The sequence below is a fragment of the Acinetobacter sp. GD03645 genome (assembly GCF_029845285.1).
Lineage (GTDB): Bacteria > Pseudomonadota > Gammaproteobacteria > Pseudomonadales > Moraxellaceae > Acinetobacter > Acinetobacter corruptisaponis.
Window position 1 is genome coordinate 51,795 of sequence record NZ_JAOCLL010000002.1, and the last position, 19,872, is coordinate 71,666.

The window sequence follows — 19,872 nt, forward strand, 5'->3', positions numbered from 1 at the left end:
TAGTTATTTTTTGAGACGACCTGACTGGTGGTTTGGCTGGAATTGACATTTAGGGAATCGGCGTGATTGGCATCAAAAAGTGCATAGGCGAAAAACAGACCATTACACAGCATCAAAATGACAAAAAGGCATGGCAGTCCATCATTGCATATGAAAGACCACATTTGACTCAAAAGACTTTTGTTTTGATTAACCCTTTTCATTTCTTATACAAAATTTGAATTAGCACACATTTTAACAATTTTACCTGACTAATCCCAAATAAAAAAGCCAGTTTTACAACTGGCTTAGTTTTTTCATCGGTTTTTATCGATTAAAAGTCATTTTTGCGACGACGGTCACCACCGAAAGTTTCCTCACGAGTGCCGCGCGCTGGACGATCTTCACCACCAAACTTACGTTTTGGACGATCATCGCCAAAACTGCGCTTTGGACGGTCATCACCGAAACTACGTTTTGGACGGTCACCGAAACCGCCCTCGCGTTGTGGACGATCACCAAAATCGCGCTTTGGACGGTCACCGAAGCCACCCTCACGTTGTGGACGATCACCAAAATCACGTTTTGGACGGTCACCGAAGCCACCCTCACGACGTGGTTTATAGTCTACGCGATTGCCACGGTTGTCATCATTCGCGTCAAAACGTGGCTTATCATTGAAACCACCCTCACGACGTGGACGATCAGAATTGAACTCACGACGTGGACGGTCTTCACCACCAAAACTACGCTTTGGACGATCATCAAAACCACCCTCACGACGTGGGCGATCAGAATTAAACTCGCGACGTGGACGGTCTTCAAAGCCACCCTCACGACGTGGGCGATCTGAATTGAATTCGCGACGTGGACGGTCTTCACCACCAAACGCTGGACGCTCACCACGAGGTTTATCATCAAAGCTACGACGTGGACGATCATCACCGCCTTCACGACGTTTGAAGTTACTTTCACCTTCAAAACGACGACCACCGCCGAAACCACCACGGCCACGACCGCCACCATCACGGCCACCGCCATTACCACCGCGGCCACGACCACCACCATCACGACCTGAACGTGCAGGAGGTGGAGATGGCTCTAGACCTTCGATTTCAGATACATTTAAACGCGCATCTAAATAATCTTCCAAGGCACGAATTTTGCCGCGTTCACGGTAAGTCGCCAAGGTAATCGCCTGACCTGAACGGCCCGCACGGCCTGTACGGCCAATACGGTGTACATAGTCTTCATTCTTCATTGGCAAGCCGAAGTTAATCACGTGAGAAATGGTTGGTACATCTAAACCACGTGCTGCAACGTCAGTTGCCACCAGAATTTTTGCACGACCTTCACGGATGCTGCGTAAACGACGGTTACGAACGGTTTGTGGCATCGCACCATGTAGCGCAACAACCGAGTGACCTGCTTCAGCCAATTCTTCAGCCAGCATGTCGGTATCTTCTTGCGTGCTTGCAAAAACAACCGCCTGATCAACTGATTCGTCAGACAACCAGTGAGTCAGCAATTTTTTCTTGTGCTCAAAACCATCTGTCCAATGCAATGTTTGAGTTACATCGGTATTGGTACTATGGCCTGTCTCAATCGCAATACGCTCAGGATCGTTCATCATGCGTTCTGCTAAACGGATAATACGGTCCGCAAATGTTGCAGAGAACATGAGTGTTTGATTACGGTTTGCAGCCAGATCACTGATCGCTTCCAAATCTTCAGAGAAGCCAAGGTCTAACATACGGTCAGCTTCGTCAACGATCAATGATTCAACTTTATCAAGTTTCAACTGACGACGATTAACCAAGTCAAGTAAACGGCCTGGGGTTGCAACAATGACTTGTGCACCTTTAAGCTGTTGAATTTGCTTACCAAAAGGCATACCACCCATGATTGCGGCAATACGAACACCTTTCATGTGACGTACAAATGCAATCGCGTCCTGGCTAACCTGTTGAGCCAATTCACGTGTCGGGCATAAAACCAAGATGCTTGGTTGAGTCACTGCTTTCATGCGCTCTTTAAATGGCACAAAAGTTTCCTGACCCGCTAAAGCATTTAATGTAGGGAGTAGGAATGCGGCTGTTTTACCAGAACCAGTCTGGCTTGAAACTAATAAATCTTTACCTGCTAAAGCAGCTGGAATCGCTTGTTCCTGTACAGGTGTCGGGCTAGTAAAGCCTAAACCTTCAAGTGCTTGTTGTAGGGTTTCATGTAAGGAAAATTCGGCAAAAGTTTTGCTCATAGAGAGTTTCACCCTAATGGGTGCTCCATTTTAATAAATACAAAAAATAGACATCGGCAACAAGCGGCAAAGCGACTCAAGCTGAATATAAGTACAATTCAGTGGCAATCCGAATAACGACGATGTGGACTAAACGCACGCTTGATTACTGCCTCAACCTGAAGAATCGCTAAGCGATTTGGGCGCAAGATGTGGTCCTCTCTATGGACAGCGTGCGCTAATATGAATAGAACTGAATGTTCAGGTAATGAACTGGAATTTAAGTGCGTGGGCGGATTATAGCAGAATAATTTTAAAAGTCACCTTTTTTAATAGGTTTTTTCTATTCGATCACTTTTATTCTTTGTATATTAATTACAACTCAAGAAAAAATTAAGGATTATTGACTACTTGAGTAAATATCTTCTCTATATCTAAAGATTGATCACTTAATATATCTTTAATCGCCTTTCCCAAACATTTCACAGTCATTTCTTTAAGGATAAGCATATCTACACACCCAAAATAGGAACCAAAAGCAGACTCACCCATTCTATTATCTTTAGTCATTAAATATTGAATATTTGCTAATGTGAAAGCACTTCCAGAAAATGTCTTACTATTAACAGTTAACCAAAAATCAATATTTTGCTCTTCAATTTTATCCACCTGTATCTCATGATGGGTTTCTATATAAAACTGCTCATCCTCATAAATGATCTTCACAACTTATCCTTATTCGAAAATAAAAAAACCCTCAAATATTGAGGGCTTTTTTAGAGTTCAGCAAATTATTTTGCAGCATCGCCCCAAGCAGGAACAACTGTTTGCATCAAGGGTTTTAACATTTTCAATGAGCAAGCAAGTACTTGACCATTATCAAATGATTCATTACCACCACGAGCATCCACAACGACACCGCCCGCTTCTTTCACAATTAACTCACCCGCAGCAATATCCCACGGTTTTAAGCCAAGCTCAAAGAAACCATCAAAACGACCTGCGGCTACATAAGCCAAGTCTAGCGCAGCAGAACCACCACGGCGGATTTGCGCGCCTGATTTGGTTACAGCCAATAATGAAGCGAAATGCTGTTCTGCATAAGAAACAATTTCACCATTACGTTTTGCACGGTAAGGATGACCAACTGCAAGGAAAGTATTTTCCAAAGAATCTTTGACATTGACACGAATACGGCGCTGGTTCATCACTGCACCACGGCCACGGCTGGCAGAGAACAATTCATCACGCACAGGATCATAGATCACACCGTGTTGAGTTACGCCCTTGTGTTGTACTGCAATTGAGATACAGAAATGTGGAAAACCATGAATAAAGTTTTGTGTGCCATCCAAGGGATCAATCACCCAGCACCAGTCTGCATCGTGACCTTTACCTTCCTGCATACCAAACTCTTCACCAAGGAAGCTGTGGTTTTTATAGCTTTTACGGAGGGTATCAATGGTAAGTTGCTCAATGTAACGGTCAACACGCGTTACTGGACCATCAATGCCTTTTTCTTCAACTTGTAAATCGAGTTTATGACGATTTTGATGTGCCTTTAAAAGCTCTTGACCAACTGTTTGAGCCGCACGCGCAGCCATAACCACCATAGGTTCCATTGAACACCCACTACAAATTTGAAGACTTTGACAAAGAATAATGCATAAAAGCGCTCATATTCTATCAAATATAAGCGCTTTTAGGGAATAAATGTTGCGAAAAATTATTTCCACATTCACATGGTTTGTTGATTAAAACCATGCCTTTTGAATTGAGGCTGAAATACCCTGACTATCCAGACCACAGTCCGCCAGCATTTGCTGGTGTGTTGCCTGATGTAAAAAGGCATCTGGCAAACCAAGGTTCAAGATGGCTTTCACAATTTTCGCCTGCGCCAGAAATTCATTCACCGCACTGCCCGCACCCGCCATCACTGCATGTTCTTCCACCGTAACAAAAAAGTCGGTCTTTTCAGCAAGCTTACGAATGATTTGTTCATCCAGTGGTTTCACAAAACGCATGTTCACCACACGCACACCAACTGCATATTGATTGGCAAACTGCGCTGCGGCATCAACTGAAGCTGCCACACGGCTACCAAAGGCGAGAATACTGATCTGTTGATCCGCATCCTGATTAAATTCAGCAACGATTTCAGCTTTACCAATCTCCAAAGCAGTCATCTGTTGTTGAATTTCAACACCTGTTCCTACACCTCTTGGATAGCGTACTGCTGTTGGTCCTTTATAGTGATAGGCGGTATGCAGCATTTGACGGCATTCATTTTCATCTTTTGGCGCCATGATCACCATGTTTGGAACGGTACGCATATAGGCATAATCATACGCACCCGCATGGGTTGGGCCATCCTCACCAACCAGACCAGCACGGTCAATACCGAAAGTCACATCCAGATTCTGCAACGCAACATCATGGATCAACTGGTCATAGCCACGCTGTAAAAATGTGGAGTAAATTGCCACCACAGGCTTTAAACCTTCGCAAGCCATGCCTGCTGCCAGTGTCACCGCATGCTGCTCTGCAATTGCTACATCAAAGAAGCGTTCAGGATATTGCTGTGCGAATTGCACCATGCCTGAACCTTCGCACATGGCTGGGGTAATCGCCAGTAAACGATCATCCTGCGCTGCTTCATCACAGAGCCATTGCCCAAACACATCCGAATATTTTGGCGCTGCTTTTGAAGAAGAAGTTTTCGTTGGCGCACAAGCTACGGGCGCAATTTTGGTAATGGCATGATAGGTAATTGGGTCTGCTTCCGCAGGGGCAAAGCCCTTGCCTTTTTTGGTATAGACATGCACCAGACGTGGACCCTTACGTTTTTTCAGGGCATGGAAAACCTGTACCAACTGCTCCACGTCATGACCATCAAACGGCCCAAAATAATCGAAACCAATCGCTTTAAACAGGTTATCTGCCGCATTTGTCGCCGACTGGTGCAGACGTGAGTTATAGGTCCATTTTGGATGTGGCTGAACATAGGCTTCACCCTGTTCATTGACATTAATCAACTGACCTGTTTCCCAAATCGCCGCCAAGTGCTTGGCAAAGCCGCCTGTACTGCACGAGATCGACATATCATTGTCATTCAGTACCACGATCAGGTCGGCATCATGGGCAACCGCATCATTCATGGCTTCAAAGGCCATACCTGCGGTCATTGCACCATCACCTACAATGGCAACCACATCACATGGGTCTTTTTGGTAGCGACGCGCAAGTGCCATACCAAGACCAGCAGAAATTGCTGTTGATGAATGCCCTACCCCAAAGGTATCAAACTCGGATTCTTCACGGGCAGGAAATGCAGCCAAACCATCTTTGGCACGAATCGTGGTGATTCTGTCACGACGACCCGTCAACACCTTGTGTGGATAAGCCTGATGACCCACGTCCCAAACCAGACGATCCTGGGGTGTATTAAAGCAATAATGCAGGGCAACCGTCAGTTCAACGACCCCCAGATTTGCACCAAAATGGCCACCGCTTTGTCCCGCCGCATACAGAATATATTGACGCAACTCATCCGCCACTTGTGGGAGCAGGCCTTGTTCGAGCTGACGTAACTGTTGTGGATGATCAATTCCATCTAACAATGGCGTAACAGGACGTTGAGTTGGAATTTCGGTATACAACATAATGTGGCGAAGCCTTTTTAAGCCTGGCAAATCCGAAGCTGGGTTAAATGGGGGCAATCATACAATTAAATATGATCTACCTTCAATCAGCCACATGGGCGAATGATGTCGTGCTAAACATTCTCATGCCAGTCTCAGGGACTGGCTGGCAGATTATCCTGAATTATGTCACTGTTTATCAACCATTATTGTGTGCTTTGTATGAAAAAGAAAAACTTATGTGAAAAATCAGAAATTCCAATTCACGCAATCTTCACACATTAAGCTATACTTTGACTGTTTTTTATTATCATAGTGAGCGTTCTGTGCCAATTGAATTTGTTGCAACATCAAGGCTACCAACCGCTTTTGGTGACTTCAATATTTCCGTGTTTCAAGACCCAGCAACGGGCGAAGAGCATGTGGCGCTTTCCAAAGGACTAGAAACTGCACCAAATCAGCCCGTACTCGTGCGTATCCATTCTGAATGTTTGACTGGTGATGCCTTTGCCTCATTGAAGTGCGACTGTGGACCTCAACTGCAAGCCACACAACGGCTGATCAATGAGGCGGGTCAGGGTGTGATTTTATATTTGCGTCAGGAAGGCCGTGGGATTGGCCTGACCAATAAAATTCGTGCCTATGCCCTACAGGATCAGGGACACGATACGGTCGATGCCAACCTGCTGTTGAACTTGCCTGCCGATGCCCGCCGTTACGATATGTGCAGCATTATGCTGGATTATCTGCAAGTCAAAGAAGTGAAGTTGATCACCAACAATCCTTTAAAATTAAAGGCATTGACTGATCTAGGCATTAATGTAGTGGAGCGTGTTCCACTTACAGTAGGTCGTAATCCATTCAATGAGCATTATTTAAAAACCAAACGTGAACGGATGGATCACCTATATAAAAAAGATGACTTCTGATTCATTTTTTCAAAATGTTTAAAAATAAGGCAATTAAGGGATTTTTATGGTAAAAGGCAAAAATCCCTTACTTTTTTTATGGATTTTATGTTTTGATATAAGCAATTCCTAGATCACTTTAAGAGGATCATCATGCAGCATCCAACTTCAGTTGATATTCAACGTGTTCGTGAGTTTTTACTCGACCTACAGGCACGGATTTGTGCAGGACTAGAGCAGCAGGAACATGCAGGCGGTGGAACCGCTGAATTTATCATTGATGATTGGCAACGAACCGAAGGCGGCGGTGGCCGCTCCCGTGTTCTGCAAAATGGTGAAGTGATTGAAAAAGGTGGGGTCATGTTCTCCCACATCAATATCAGCAAGCTGCCTGCTTCCGCAACTGAACGCCATCCGCAGATTGCGGGCGCAAAGGCTCAGGCTTTGGGTGTGTCGCTGGTGATTCACCCTAAAAACCCGAATATTCCAACCTCCCATGCCAATGTCCGTTTATTTGTGGCTGAACCTGAAAGTCAAGACCCTGTGTGGTGGTTCGGCGGTGGTTTTGACTTAACCCCGTTCTATCCCGATGATCAGGATATTTTAGACTGGCATCAAACTGCCTATGACTTATGTCAGCCATTTGGTGAACATGTTTATGCCGAGCATAAACAATGGTGTGATGATTATTTCTATTTAAAACACCGTGATGAACAGCGTGGCGTGGGTGGTTTGTTCTTTGATGATCTCAATCAATGGGATTTTGAAACCTGTTTTCAATATATGCAGGCTGTTGGTAATGGTTATTTAGCAGCAATCCTGCCAATTTTTGAAAAGCATCGTGAGCAGCCATATACCGAAGCTCAGCGTGAGTTCCAGTTGTATCGTCGTGGTCGTTATGTTGAATATAACTTGGTGTATGACCGTGGCACCTTGTTTGGTTTACAAACAGGTGGACGGATTGAATCCATTTTAGTGAGTTTACCGAATCTTGCAGGCTGGTCGTATCGTCCTGAATGGGATGAAAACTCGCCTGAAAAACGTCTCACTGATTATTATTTAAAACCAAGAGACTGGTTGGGTTTAGAGAAATAAAATAAAGAAAAGCCCCATTACACTGGACAATGGGGCTTTTGATAAAAATTTAATTTGCTATCGCCAATTTCATTAAGGCTTTAAGTTGTTGTCGCTCAGTTGCACTGGCTTCTTGCACAGGACTTCTGGGTTTACCCACCGCAAAGCCCAATTCATTTAGACCTGCTTTAACCGTTTTAGGCAAACCGTACTGCACCACAAAACGCAATAATGGCAATTGGCGATAAAATAATGCTTTCGCCTGCACCAAATCAGCATCCTGAACTGCCTGATACAATTGACTTGGCAAATTACCCAATAAATTTGGTGCAACCGTACACCAACCACTTGCGCCTGCACAAAACGCTTCCAGTGCCAATGGGTTACAACCATTATAAAATGGTAGCTGTCCATTGCTGAGTTCATGGAACTTGTGCATACGCTGAATATCGCCTGTGCTGTCTTTTACCATGCAAATATTGTCGATATTCTGGAACATCTTCACGATCAGTTCAGGACTCATATCAATGCCACTGGTGGCAGGATTGTTATACACCATGATCGGTAATTTGGTGGATGCCGCAATCTGTTGATAATATTCATAGACTTCCTGATCAGTCAGTTTCCAATACGACACAGGAATCACCATAATCACATCCGCACCCAATTCTTCAGCTTTTTTAGCTTTTTGAATCGCCATTGCAGTGGTCAATTCCGAAATCCCCAAAATCACAGGTACACGATGATTCACCACTTCAATACTTTTTTGTGCGACTTGTTGCCATTCTTGCCAAGATAAATAGGCACTTTCCCCTGCACTCCCTAATGGTGCAATTGCATCACACTGATTTTCCAATAAGGCATTTAAGCTAATGCTCAGTGCATCAAAATCGACTTCCTGACCATCCGCTTTAAATGGTGTAATGGGATAGGCAATAATACCGTTTAGTTTCATACTGACCTCCTAGATACAATCCTGATGTTTTTTCAATGCCTTACGCGCGTAATAAGCAAAATTAACCTTGTTACGTTTATCGGTGGATACCCAGTCGTGGGCTTCTTTTGCCAACTCATGGGGAATGGGTTGAATCTGTCCTGCGGACATGGCAAGCAATTGCAAACGTGCAGCACGCTCAATCAAAATGGCCAAGTTACAGGCTTCTTCAATGGTTTTGCCTGTGACCAGTTGCCCATGATGGGAGAGCAGAACTGCTCGGTTATTTCCCAAAGCATTGGAGATTAGAATCCCCTCTTCATTACCCACAGGTACACCTGGCCATTCACCAACAAAAGAACAGTCCCCATACAATGCACAGGTGTCCATTTGGGCAATCATCAGGGGCACACGCAACATTGACAAAGCCGCGACATGGGTAGGATGGGTATGGATAATGCAGTTCACCTCTGGATGCTGTTTATAAATCCATGTGTGAAAACGGTTGGCTGGATTCGCCATGCCCTGACCATTTAAAGGTTTAAGGTCTTGATCAACCTCCAACAGGTTTGTTGCGGTAATTTCATCAAAACCGAGTCCAAAACGCTGGGTAATAAAAGTATTGCCTTTGGCTGTGCGGCTGGTAATTTGCCCAGCCAAACCTGAATCATGTCCATGATCAAATAAAATGCGGCAGGTCAACGCCAGTTTTTGCTGTTCGGTATATTCCACATCCTGAAAAAGCTGCTGCATACTTTGCTGTGCGTTGTGCATCAACTGCTGTTTATCAAGTAATGCTGTCTCCATAAATCCTCCTATTCAGTTGATTTGTAGATGGGACATATGCAGAATAGAAAGTCTGTGGATGGTTTAAAATATCCAGTTTTTAAAACTTATATGGTCCAGCAAATGATGGTTCAGAAAATCGGGCAACAGTCATGGAAATTTCGGCTACACCTTGAAGATCGTGAAGAAAAGACCCTTTTTCTCAAGTTGGCGAATCAGATTATTCAGGATATTTTATCGGGACGGTTAGCTTCAGGAACACGGCTGGCAGGCTCTCGGACTTTAGCCAATGAATTAAAAATTAATCGTAAAACGGTACAATCCGTCTATGAGGATTTAGAGGCACAAGGCTGGCTGGTTTCCAAAGCTCGACAAGGCACTTTTGTTTCAGCGCATCTTCCAGACTTAAAATACAAAGACCAGCCCAAAGCCAGGCCTATCTCACAGACAATAGATATACCCCGCCCAGCACATCTTATTCAGAATGATGGTGTGCCCGACACCCGTTTAATTCCCTATGAATTATTTTCTCGTGCCTATCGCCATGCCCTGATCAAGGTCACCCGTCATCAGAGTATGGGCTACGGTGATCCGCAAGGTAGCATCGAGTTACGGCAAGCCTTACAGCAGATGTTGGCAATGGAACGTTTTATCCAAAGTTCAATTGAACATATTTGTGTGGTTCGGGGTAGCCAAATGGGTATTTTTCTGGCTTCAAGGGTGTTGGCTCAATCCAAAGCCCAGCGTCATGTGGTTGTGGTGGAACAATGGGCTTATCCACCTGCAATTGACACATTTTTATCGCATGGTTATCAGGTTGTACGGGTGCGTTTGGATCAGTATGGTTTAGATACGGATCATTTAACCGAAATTTTATCTACCTATCAGGTCGCTGCGATCTATACCACACCGCATCACCAATATCCCACCACAGTTTCCATGTCGATGCAACGGCGTTTAAAACTATTGGAACTCTCCAAAAGTTTTGATTTTTATATTATTGAAGATGACTATGACCATGAGTTCCATTATGACAGCCGCCCCATTCCCCCCTTAATCAGCTTACCTCATGCCGATAAGGTGATTCATATTGGCTCACTGTCCAAAGTGTTTGCGCCAAGTTTAAGGGTCGGGTACGTTGTCGCAAATCCTCATATTGTCCAAGCCATGAATCAGGATATTTTACTCATTGATAAACAAGGCAATGCGATTACAGAACTGGCCATTGCTGAACTGATGCAGCAAGGTGAAATTAAAAGGCATATCCGCAAGATGCGGAAAATCTACCAAAGCCGTCGAGATTTTGCGGTAATGACCTTTCAGCAGATTTTTCAGGATAATGTTGAAATTGCGACACCTGCGGGAGGAATGGCATTATGGGTGAAATTTAATTTTCCTTTTCAAACTCAGTATATAGAACCATTAAAACAGTTAAACATTCATTCAGAATTTGACTTTGGTTCAGATTTAACGATTGAGAACCCACATTTTTATATCCGTTTTGGTTTTGCAGCCTCGTCAGAGCTGGAAATCGAACAGGTAATTCAACATTTATTTCAGGCAATGGTCTCTAACATAGATCAATAGATTTAAAAGAAAAGGCCAAAATCCCAAGACCCTAGCCTGATTAAATTTTATTTCAATGCCATCCGATACTCAATAATTCCAGGCTTTTCAGCAATCCAGTCATAGAGTTTTTGTGCGGTATGATTGGTTTCCTGTGTATGCCAATATAGGCGGTCACACTGCTGTAAAATGGCTTGCTGCTGAACATATTCAATTAAATGCTTGCCAATATGCTGCCCCCGCACCTCTGGTGAAACAAATAAATCCTCTAAATAACAATAATTTTGCTCAGCCCAAGTTGAACGGTGAATGACATAATGTACAAACCCCAACACCTGTTCACCTCGTTTGGCAACGGCGCAATAAACGGGTTCAGCTTCATCAAAAAAGCGTTGCCATGTGGTTTGTGTGGTGGAACTGGCAAGTGCCACTTTATAAAAATTCTGATACGCCAGCCAATATGGTATCCACTGCTGATAATCCTGTTGCTGGACAGGGATAACCTGTATTTCCTGAGTCTGCATCCTGACACTCCGTCATCTTTCGTTATGGAAGATCAAAGTGTAGTGTTGAGAGTGGTATCATCATAAGATACAGTTATTGTAATTTTTAAAGTACCAGTTGATTATGGCGATTTCATCCTCTGCCTATTTTCCACACTTGATTTTACCAAAAGGTTCCATCAGGGATGGGTTATATGAGGTGCTCAGGGATGCCATTTTAGATGGTCGTTTATGTGCTGGCACAAAACTGCCCTCAAGCCGAGTTTTGGCAGAAATGATGTCCATTTCCCGTAATTCCGTATTATCGGCTTTGGACCGACTACTGGATGAGGGTTATTTATTGACCAAACCAAGCTCAGGAACCTATGTGTCAGAAACCATTCCTGACCAGTTGATCCAAGCGCAAACCCAACAGTATCTTCATCTATCAACCAAAACTGAAACGCTGAATGTAAATCCCCACCTTGCCCAACATTTAGCTTGCTGGCAAAAACAACAGTTACCACAAGGTAAACGCACCTTTCATGTTGGCGTGGGTTGCGTGGATTTATTTCCACATCAACTTTGGGGAAAACTACTTGGGCGAGCATGGCGGCAATCCTATCATCAGATTGGACAGGCCCATGATTCAAAAGGCTACCTGCCTTTAAGACAGGCCATTTGCCAATATGTACGCTCTACACGTGGCCTCAATTGTACTGAACAACAAATTTTGATTGTGAACGGGACACAACAGGCTATTCATTTAACCGCTTATGCGCTATTACAAGCACAGGATCAGGTATGTCTGGATGAGCCAGGCTATGATGCCGCATTGGCGGTTTTTCGTAGTTTTGGGGCAAATGTTCATCCAGTTTGTAGTGATGAGGAGGGAATGAAAGTTCCCGACATCATCCAGCACTATGCTCAAGCCAAACTGGTTTACACCGCACCCTCACATCAATTTCCACTGGGTGGCACACTCAGTTTAACTCGGCGTTTGGCATTGTTGGATTGGGCAGCCCAGCAACAAAAATGGATTTTTGAAGATGACTACAACAGTGAGTTTCGTTATGGCACTCGACCTATTCAAGCCTTACAGGGTCTGGACCAACAGCAACGTGTAATTTATTCAGGCACATTTTCCAAAATGATGTTTCCTGAATTTCGCTTAGGTTTTATGGTGATTCCCGAGTCTCTTATTGACCTATTCAGTTTGGCAAAAAATCATATTGATACTCGCAGTTCTTATCTGGAACAGGTTGTTTTGAGCTTGTTTATTCAAGAGGGGCATTATGCACGGCATGTACGTAAAGTCCGCAAAGCCTGTTATGAACGCCAACAGGCTTTAATTGCAGCAATTGAGCAATATCTCGCTGATGTATTGACGATTCAGCCCACAGATTCAGGAATTCATTTGGTCTGTTGGCTGAAAGATTCATGGACAGAACAGGATTTCACTGCTCAATGTAACAAACTAGGACTAGCTGTCCAGCCTTTATCCCGTTACTGTCAAACGTCATTTCAAAGGGCAGGTGTGCTATTTGGATATGCCGCACATACGGTTGATGAAATTAAGGAAAATATCCAAAAATTAGCAACTGAGATTAAAAATCACTCGTGCTAATTGCGATCATTTCCACAACTTTATACACTGCCCCTATTTTCTTTATTTATCATTTTCGCCATGACCAAACAATTTGCTGTAATTGGAAATCCAATTGAACAATCCCGCTCACCAGAATTACATCATGCATTCGCAGCAAAAACGGGCGTTGATTTAAATTATAAAAAAATTCTTGCACCGCTGGATGGCTTTGAAAGTACGGCAAAGGATTTTTTTGCGCAAGGCGGTGCTGGAATGAATGTGACTGTTCCCTTTAAAGAGCAGGCATTTGCCTTATGTAATCAACTGACTGAACGCGCCAGAATTGCCAAAGCCGTGAATACCTTATGGATGCAGAATGGCAAACTGTATGGTGACAATACTGATGGACAAGGTTTGGTTGCAGCCATTCAGGCTTTGAGCTGGAATCTTGCAAATAGTCGCATCCTGATTTTAGGGGCTGGCGGTGCGACTCGTGGTGTAATCTATCCCTTAGTACAGGCAGGTGCAAAACAAATCGTGATTGCCAACCGTACCCTCGCCCGTGCCGAACAACTGGTTGAAGATTTAAAAGATGCCGTACCACAAGCTGAACTTATAGCCACCAGCCTAGAACAGCTTGCTGGCGAGTTTGATTTTGTGATTAATGCCACTTCTGCAAGTTTAACGGGTGATGCATTGCAACTTCCTGAAACACTTATTTTCCATCATGCCTATGAAATGGCCTATGGCAAACCCTCCAGCTTTCTGGATCAGGCTCAGGCACGTCAGGTTCCATCCACCGATGGCTTTGGTATGCTGGTTGGACAGGCAATTGAGGCCTTTTCAATCTGGAATGGAGTCAAACCTGAACTCAAAGATTTTTTATAATTGCTCAGTAAAATTCGGCAAAAAAGAACCTGCGCAATCAGCAGGTTCTCTTTTTGGGGATTAAATTATTTGCTGCTCAGCATTTTCTGGTACACATCCTTAAAGATTTCATAATCAATAAATTCATTATGTTCAGCCTTTAAGTTCTTGATTGACTTCTCAGACAATTGATTTTTACGTGCATCCACATAAACCTGTCCCAGAATATTGGCTGTTTGTTCCAGTACGTTTTTTTCCTCAGGATATGCGCCATTTTCACGTTCAAACTGGATTTGATACTGTTTGGCAAAAATCTGCTGTGGCTGTTTATATTGTGCCTTTAACTTTTTCAGGGCCTGACGATCCTGATCACCACGTATGGCATCGTTCACAATACGGTCCACCGCCCGCCCCAGCTTGTCATCAAACTGGTCTTCCTGTTCAAGGTGGTGCTTGCCTTGTAAACCCTCAATCGCTTTCAGTGCCTTGCCCTCTGGGTTATACACCTCCTCATCCGAGTACCAGTAGGCATAGACACTGGCGATTTCCTGCAACTCCTGAGTGGAATAACGCTGCACAACCTGTGGCTGGCTTTCAGTCAGCTTGGCAATAAATACAGCTTTATAGGTTTGTTCATAGGAATGGGTTGCATCATAACGCTGTTCCGCAATCACTTTTAGCTGGTCATCCAGAGACAGGGTATAAGGCTGTGCAGAACGTTCCTGAATGGTAGACTGGCCTAGTTTTTCCGAGAAGCTGCCAATCGCCTGTTCCAGCATTGAACCCTTGCTTGCTTCCGCCCATGTTTTTGCACGTTTCAACTGTGCCTGATCAATCGGGGTGGCCTTGCCGTAGTTTGAAATCTGCATATCCGCTTTCAGGTTAAAGCGTGACTTGAATTCTGGTAAGGCATAGTTCAGGTCATAATCCAGCTTAATTGCACGTCCTTTCGCATCCAGTCCCACATCCATCACAAACGGGTTGCGTTGACTCACAGGTGGCAAGGCTGCATCTATGTCTGCCTGATGCTTGATCCAGAGTGCCTTAAATGCCTGATCATCAATAAACTGGTTTTGGTCATACGCTGCAAATATCTTCTCCAAGGCTTGCAGTTTTTCCAGATAAGCCCCCAGGCGTGGCGTGGTCTCCTGACCAAATACATCCACGTCGTAAACAGTTTGGCAATACTGCACATCACCATAAGTGGTTTTAGCGGTATTTTGCAGTGCCAGACACTGTTCAGCAGTCAATCCCTGCTCATCCACAGCAGCCTCATCGGTGTTCTCCAGTGCATCCACTGTGTCTTGTACCTGTCCAGCGGCCTGCGCCGCATCTTCAGAAGCAGAACCATAAGACTCATCTGCATCATCAACACCCAGATGTTGATTTACCAGACGATAAAGCTGTTGACTGACCACACTGGCATCATCGGCCGAGTTTTTTGAAGCCAGCACAGAGGAATCTGCTGATTTGACTTTTGACTGAACCACAGCATCCACTTCGTCTGCAACCAGTTTCTCTAAACTCTTTTCCTTGAAATTTAGAACCTGCTGTACCAGATATTTTTCATTGACCTTGCTATACAGGTTTGCCTGAAGAATGAGCTCCTCAACTGATGTTTTAAGGCGAATCTTTTCCACAACCCCTGCTGCATGGTCATTTGAAGAAACCGCAAGCGCCTGTATGTCATTTGGATTTGCCAGACGGTAATACACCGCACTGGATGCCTTGACATACTCAGCAAATTTCTTGATATCCACCTGCTTGAACAGATGCTGGTATTTAGAAAAGTCCAGATAGGCCAGGTTGTTCTGGTTTTCCTTATTCACCAGATAGGGCATCAGGGCGAAGTAGTTGATATAGAACTTATAATCATTCAGGTCAAGCACCATGGGCACTTTCGCCTGTACCAGCAAGGTCGGTTTTTCATAGCGCGCGGTGAGGTTGAATGATCCCATTTTCTGACGGTAATGCACTGAACCATCATATTCAAACTGCATGTCATTCAGAACATTGGCCATGACACGGGTAAACTTGTCCGCCTTGCTGCCGCCAAACTGTTTTGGCTGTTGTGCAAGGGCTTCATATAAAGCCTGCTTCTGTGCGGTGTTCAGGTTGACTTTCTGGTCGCGCAGATATTGATCGACCTTTTGCTTTACATTGGCATCCAGAGCTGCCTTGTCATCTTTGCCTACGGTTTTATTTTGGTCCAGATCAACATGGACATTAAACTTTCCACGGTAGTCATAGCTTGGATATTCATACATCGCATTGATGCTGTTAATGGCTTTCTGCTCAAGGTTTGCAACACCAGAATTGGTTTTAATGACATGCTGAGAACATGCAGAAAGACTAAACCCCAACACACATAAAGTTAAATATTTTAAACGCATAGTTTTACCAAACACCTTTATATCATTATATTTACAACTGTAAATTTAATCATCTTAATATTTAAAATGAGTTTCAAACACCAGTGGGAAGATGACTTTTTTACGCCCCTACCGCCTGATCAATTCGCTTTTCTGACAGTCTTTTCCATAGTGTTTATCAATGTATTTTTATCACCATTGTGAATAATCAAAGTATCGAAACAGATAATCCAAAACGATTCAAATACAGGATTAAGATTATGCCAGCTTATAAAGCCCCGCTCCGTGATATTCGCTTCTTAATGAATGAAGTGTTTGATTATCCTGCACACTACCAAACTTTGGCAAGTGGTCAAAATGCAGATGCAGATACGGTTGATATGATTCTTGAAGGTGCGGCAGATTACTGCGAAAACGTACTTTCTCCACTTAACCAGTCAGGTGATGAAGAAGGCTGTACCTTTAACAATGGTGAAGTGACTACACCTAAAGGCTTCAAGGAAGCGTATGACCAGTTCGTCATGGGTGGCTGGCAAGGTCTTTCCTACCCTGAAGAGTTTGGTGGTCAAGGCCTGCCAATGTCTTTAAACCTCATCAAGTCTGAAATGATGGGTACTGCAAACTGGTCATTCACCATGTACCCAGGTTTAAGTACAGGTTGTATGAACACCATCATCCAGTTCGGTACAGATGAGCAAAAAGCGACTTATATGCCTAAACTGGTTGAAGGTACTTGGTCTGGCACAATGTGCCTAACTGAACCTCAATGTGGTACAGACTTGGGTCAGGTGAAAACCAAGGCAGAACCTGCTGCTGATGGCACATATAAAATTTCTGGTACTAAAATCTTCATCTCTGCGGGTGAGCATGATTTAACAGAAAACATTATCCATATCGTGCTTGCGCGTCTTCCAGATGCACCAGCAGGAACTCGTGGTATTTCATTGTTCATCGTACCTAAATTCATCGTGAATGCTGACGGTTCTGTTGGTGAACGCAACCCAGTGACTTGTGGTTCAATCGAACACAAAATGGGGATCAAGGCTTCTGCAACTGCGGTATTGAACTTTGACAATGCAACAGGCTACCTGATTGGTGAAGTGAACAAAGGCTTACATGCCATGTTTACATTCATGAACACTGCACGTATCGGTACAGCAGTTCAGGGTATTGCACATGCTGAATTGTCTTTCCAGGGCGCTTTGCCTTATGCGAAAGACCGCATGTCGATGCGTGCCCTTTCTGGCAAGAAAGAGCCTGAGCGTGTAGGTGATGCGATTATCCACCATGCTGATGTTCGTCGTTTGTTGCTGACTCAAAAAGCGATTGCTGAAGGCGGTCGTTCAATGATCTACCATGCTGCAAAACTTGCAGACAAGATGGCGGATGCGTTGGCAAGTGGTGATCAAGCCGCTTATGAAGCTGCCGATGACAAACTTGGTTTCTATACACCAATTCTTAAAGGCTTCCTGACTGAGCTTGGCCTAGAGTCTGCCAACAATGGTATGCAGGTTTTTGGTGGTCACGGTTATATCCGTGAATGGGGTATGGAACAAATCGCGCGTGATGCACGTATCTCTACCTTGTACGAAGGCACTACAGGTATTCAGGCACTTGACTTAATCGGCCGTAAAGTTCTTCTAAGCTCAAAAGGCAAGGTTGTTCGTGACTATACTGCTGAAATCTTGAAGTTCTGTGCTACACATGCCCGCAACAAGTATCTACGCCGCTTCGCCTGGGACCTAACCAAGCTTTGCGCTCAATGGAACACATTGACTGTTCGTATCATGCTTGCTGCACGTAAAGACCGTGACATCGTTTCTTCAGCTTCTGTTGATTTCTTGATGTTCTCTGGCTATGTGATGATGGCTTACTTCTGGGCTCAGCAGGCCGTGATTGCTTCTGAAAAACTGGAAGCAGGCAACGGTGCTGAAACTCCTGAATTCTATAAAGCAAAAATCAAGGTTGCTGACTTCTACTTTGACCGTTTGTTGCCACGTGCGCAGGGTCATGCAGAATCAATGGTTTCGACTTCTCGTACCTTGACTTCACTTGCACCAGAACACTTCAGCTTCGATTACTAATCGGAACTGACAAAAAAGAGCGCTTGATGCGCTCTTTTTTTATTTTCCAAACAGCAACGTCAAATGATGTCGCTGATTTATTGTGATTTCCCTATCCTCTCGATTATTCTAAAAAAATAAAACAGCTCCACATCATATAGGCAAATAAAAATGACATTTAGGAAAGGCAATCTAAATTATGGCATCTATAAAAAGGCAGAAGATGGAACTTTTATCATTGGCACAACACTTCCAGTATTTGTCTTACTTGAAATATATGATCCTGACGAAGCAGGGTGTTTATATTCTTTAGAAACACTGTCTATTTATCAGGATGGTACAATCAGATGTGGTTATCAGCACTTTAACCTGCAACAACTTAAGCAAAAGATTCAAGAGGGAAAAATTACTGTTCAAATCGCTGAAAGTTCTAAACTTGAGATAGAAAGCCTCGGTGAATTTGGAATTTACTCCTCTCTTTCATACTATAAAAACAATGATGATTTAATAAAGGAAGTTATAGATATTATTGATGAACTCAATGATCGTCCAGATTCAAGCGCACGTTGTCAAATTGCTTGGGAAAACTGTTTAACCCACCCTTGTGCAGAAAATATTGAATATTTAAGAGTCGCTTATGAAGCCATACCCACACACCATCGTAAATATGTTTTAGGGAATATGGATCAACATGACATACCCATCCGCAAAGTAATTTATCAGGAACCCCTGCCCTTAAGATATTCAATTGTTCAACCTGAATTCCAGCCAGCAATTCAACAGTTCAGTAAAGAGATTTTTGATACATCCACATCATTGGAAAAATTTTATAAAGAATTAAAAAATTTGGCGGGCAATCAAAACATCAGACCTTTTGTTTGTAATGGCAATCCACTAAAAACTGACATTTTAATTATTGGTTTTAATCCAGCGACTCAAGCAGATGACTTTTGGAACTATTTTGATCCAGCTACAGGCTTCAATAAAAATGACTGGTTACAAACCTATCAACAAGACCGTATAGATGCTGGCAAACCTGCGCTCAGTAATACTCGCCGAGTCATCGAATGGATCAATGATGCATTATTCAGTATTCATCCAAATCTAGTTGTCATGGAAACAAATATTTATGCCCTGCCGACGCGCAAAAAAACCGATCTGACACAATCTGATCAAGACACCTTTATTTTTGATTTCCTGATTCAACATCTTCAACCCAAAGTAATGATTACACATGGTGTAGATGCTGAACGACATATAAAATCCATTAATTTGAACACACCCGTTTTAGCACAGAAACATTTTGCTATTGGTTGGTCCAGAAACAAGGCTCAACAATTAGCTCAAGAAATTCTAACCTTTTTATAATCTTGGAA

General features: G+C 43.6%; 15 protein-coding genes. 7 read left to right on the forward strand and 8 right to left on the reverse strand.

Features of this window, described 5'->3' with window-relative positions; all coding sequences use genetic code 11:
- Positions 1-313 precede the first annotated feature (313 nt).
- From N5J47_RS01770 to dxs, 4 genes are all read right to left on the reverse strand, one after another.
- Positions 314-2,236 carry a DEAD/DEAH box helicase gene (locus N5J47_RS01770; protein WP_279958621.1) on the reverse strand — a complete coding sequence of 641 codons (1,923 nt, stop codon included), beginning with the start codon at positions 2,234-2,236 and terminating at the stop codon, positions 314-316.
- Positions 2,237-2,608: 372 nt separating this feature from the next.
- Positions 2,609-2,941: a hypothetical protein gene (locus N5J47_RS01775; RefSeq protein WP_279958622.1), complete on the reverse strand. Its 333-nt coding sequence runs from the start codon at positions 2,939-2,941 to the stop codon at positions 2,609-2,611.
- A 65-nt stretch (positions 2,942-3,006) separates the two neighbouring features.
- Positions 3,007-3,837: an inositol monophosphatase family protein gene (locus N5J47_RS01780; RefSeq protein WP_279958623.1), complete on the reverse strand. Its 831-nt coding sequence runs from the start codon at positions 3,835-3,837 to the stop codon at positions 3,007-3,009.
- 132 nt (positions 3,838-3,969) lie between these two features.
- A complete protein-coding gene (gene dxs, locus N5J47_RS01785) occupies positions 3,970-5,877 on the reverse strand; it encodes a 1-deoxy-D-xylulose-5-phosphate synthase (RefSeq protein ID WP_279958624.1) in 1,908 nt (635 codons plus the stop codon).
- 305 nt (positions 5,878-6,182) lie between these two features.
- Here dxs and ribA point away from each other — a divergent pair, with 305 nt between their 5' ends.
- Both ribA and hemF read left to right on the forward strand, forming a co-directional pair.
- Positions 6,183-6,785: a GTP cyclohydrolase II gene (ribA, locus tag N5J47_RS01790; RefSeq protein ID WP_279958625.1), complete on the forward strand. Its 603-nt coding sequence runs from the start codon at positions 6,183-6,185 to the stop codon at positions 6,783-6,785.
- Positions 6,786-6,917: 132 nt separating this feature from the next.
- Entirely contained in the window at positions 6,918-7,859 is a 942-nt protein-coding gene (hemF, locus tag N5J47_RS01795) for an oxygen-dependent coproporphyrinogen oxidase (protein WP_279958626.1), read from the forward strand.
- 49 nt (positions 7,860-7,908) lie between these two features.
- Here hemF and N5J47_RS01800 read toward each other — a convergent pair whose 3' ends face one another.
- Both N5J47_RS01800 and N5J47_RS01805 read right to left on the reverse strand, forming a co-directional pair.
- Positions 7,909-8,793: a dihydrodipicolinate synthase family protein gene (locus tag N5J47_RS01800; protein ID WP_279958627.1), complete on the reverse strand. Its 885-nt coding sequence runs from the start codon at positions 8,791-8,793 to the stop codon at positions 7,909-7,911.
- 9 nt (positions 8,794-8,802) lie between these two features.
- Positions 8,803-9,579 (reverse strand): aldolase, encoded by a 777-nt coding sequence (locus N5J47_RS01805; RefSeq protein WP_279958628.1) that lies wholly within the window; start codon positions 9,577-9,579, stop codon positions 8,803-8,805.
- A 36-nt stretch (positions 9,580-9,615) separates the two neighbouring features.
- Between N5J47_RS01805 and N5J47_RS01810 the strand changes: the two genes are divergently transcribed.
- Positions 9,616-11,145 carry a PLP-dependent aminotransferase family protein gene (locus tag N5J47_RS01810; RefSeq protein ID WP_279958629.1) on the forward strand — a complete coding sequence of 510 codons (1,530 nt, stop codon included), beginning with the start codon at positions 9,616-9,618 and terminating at the stop codon, positions 11,143-11,145.
- Between the two features lie 47 nt (positions 11,146-11,192).
- On the opposite strand, the gene N5J47_RS01815 is transcribed toward N5J47_RS01810, so the two are convergent.
- Complete coding sequence (locus tag N5J47_RS01815) at positions 11,193-11,648, reverse strand: GNAT family N-acetyltransferase (protein ID WP_279958630.1); 456 nt, start codon at positions 11,646-11,648, stop codon at positions 11,193-11,195.
- 103 nt (positions 11,649-11,751) lie between these two features.
- On the opposite strand from N5J47_RS01815, the gene N5J47_RS01820 reads away from it, so the two are divergent.
- Together N5J47_RS01820 and aroE are read left to right on the forward strand one after the other, a co-directional pair.
- Positions 11,752-13,233: a PLP-dependent aminotransferase family protein gene (locus N5J47_RS01820; RefSeq protein ID WP_279958631.1), complete on the forward strand. Its 1,482-nt coding sequence runs from the start codon at positions 11,752-11,754 to the stop codon at positions 13,231-13,233.
- 60 nt (positions 13,234-13,293) lie between these two features.
- The gene (aroE, locus tag N5J47_RS01825) at positions 13,294-14,082 is read left to right on the forward strand and encodes a shikimate dehydrogenase (RefSeq protein ID WP_279958632.1); all 789 of its coding nucleotides are present in this window, start codon (positions 13,294-13,296) and stop codon (positions 14,080-14,082) included.
- 65 nt (positions 14,083-14,147) lie between these two features.
- On the opposite strand, the gene N5J47_RS01830 is transcribed toward aroE, so the two are convergent.
- Positions 14,148-16,454 (reverse strand): hypothetical protein, encoded by a 2,307-nt coding sequence (locus tag N5J47_RS01830; protein ID WP_279958633.1) that lies wholly within the window; start codon positions 16,452-16,454, stop codon positions 14,148-14,150.
- 239 nt (positions 16,455-16,693) lie between these two features.
- Here N5J47_RS01830 and N5J47_RS01835 point away from each other — a divergent pair, with 239 nt between their 5' ends.
- Complete coding sequence (locus N5J47_RS01835) at positions 16,694-18,517, forward strand: acyl-CoA dehydrogenase C-terminal domain-containing protein (protein ID WP_267980702.1); 1,824 nt, start codon at positions 16,694-16,696, stop codon at positions 18,515-18,517.
- A gap of 150 nt (positions 18,518-18,667) precedes the next feature.
- Positions 18,668-19,864: a hypothetical protein gene (locus N5J47_RS01840; protein ID WP_279958634.1), complete on the forward strand. Its 1,197-nt coding sequence runs from the start codon at positions 18,668-18,670 to the stop codon at positions 19,862-19,864.
- Positions 19,865-19,872 lie beyond the last annotated feature (8 nt).

Bases quoted from the DNA above. Each gene is read 5' to 3' on its own strand.
- N5J47_RS01835 (WP_267980702.1), top strand. From the start codon at position 16,694: ATGCCAGCTTATAAAGCCCCGCTCCGTGATATTCGCTTCTTAATGAAT.
- dxs (WP_279958624.1), bottom strand. From the start codon at position 5,877: ATGTTGTATACCGAAATTCCAACTCAACGTCCTGTTACGCCATTGTTA.
- N5J47_RS01830 (WP_279958633.1), bottom strand. From the start codon at position 16,454: ATGCGTTTAAAATATTTAACTTTATGTGTGTTGGGGTTTAGTCTTTCT.
- N5J47_RS01780 (WP_279958623.1), bottom strand. From the start codon at position 3,837: ATGGAACCTATGGTGGTTATGGCTGCGCGTGCGGCTCAAACAGTTGGT.
- hemF (WP_279958626.1), top strand. From the start codon at position 6,918: ATGCAGCATCCAACTTCAGTTGATATTCAACGTGTTCGTGAGTTTTTA.
- aroE (WP_279958632.1), top strand. From the start codon at position 13,294: ATGACCAAACAATTTGCTGTAATTGGAAATCCAATTGAACAATCCCGC.
- N5J47_RS01805 (WP_279958628.1), bottom strand. From the start codon at position 9,579: ATGGAGACAGCATTACTTGATAAACAGCAGTTGATGCACAACGCACAG.
- N5J47_RS01840 (WP_279958634.1), top strand. From the start codon at position 18,668: ATGACATTTAGGAAAGGCAATCTAAATTATGGCATCTATAAAAAGGCA.
- N5J47_RS01820 (WP_279958631.1), top strand. From the start codon at position 11,752: ATGGCGATTTCATCCTCTGCCTATTTTCCACACTTGATTTTACCAAAA.
- N5J47_RS01815 (WP_279958630.1), bottom strand. From the start codon at position 11,648: ATGCAGACTCAGGAAATACAGGTTATCCCTGTCCAGCAACAGGATTAT.
- N5J47_RS01770 (WP_279958621.1), bottom strand. From the start codon at position 2,236: ATGAGCAAAACTTTTGCCGAATTTTCCTTACATGAAACCCTACAACAA.
- N5J47_RS01800 (WP_279958627.1), bottom strand. From the start codon at position 8,793: ATGAAACTAAACGGTATTATTGCCTATCCCATTACACCATTTAAAGCG.
- N5J47_RS01810 (WP_279958629.1), top strand. From the start codon at position 9,616: ATGCAGAATAGAAAGTCTGTGGATGGTTTAAAATATCCAGTTTTTAAA.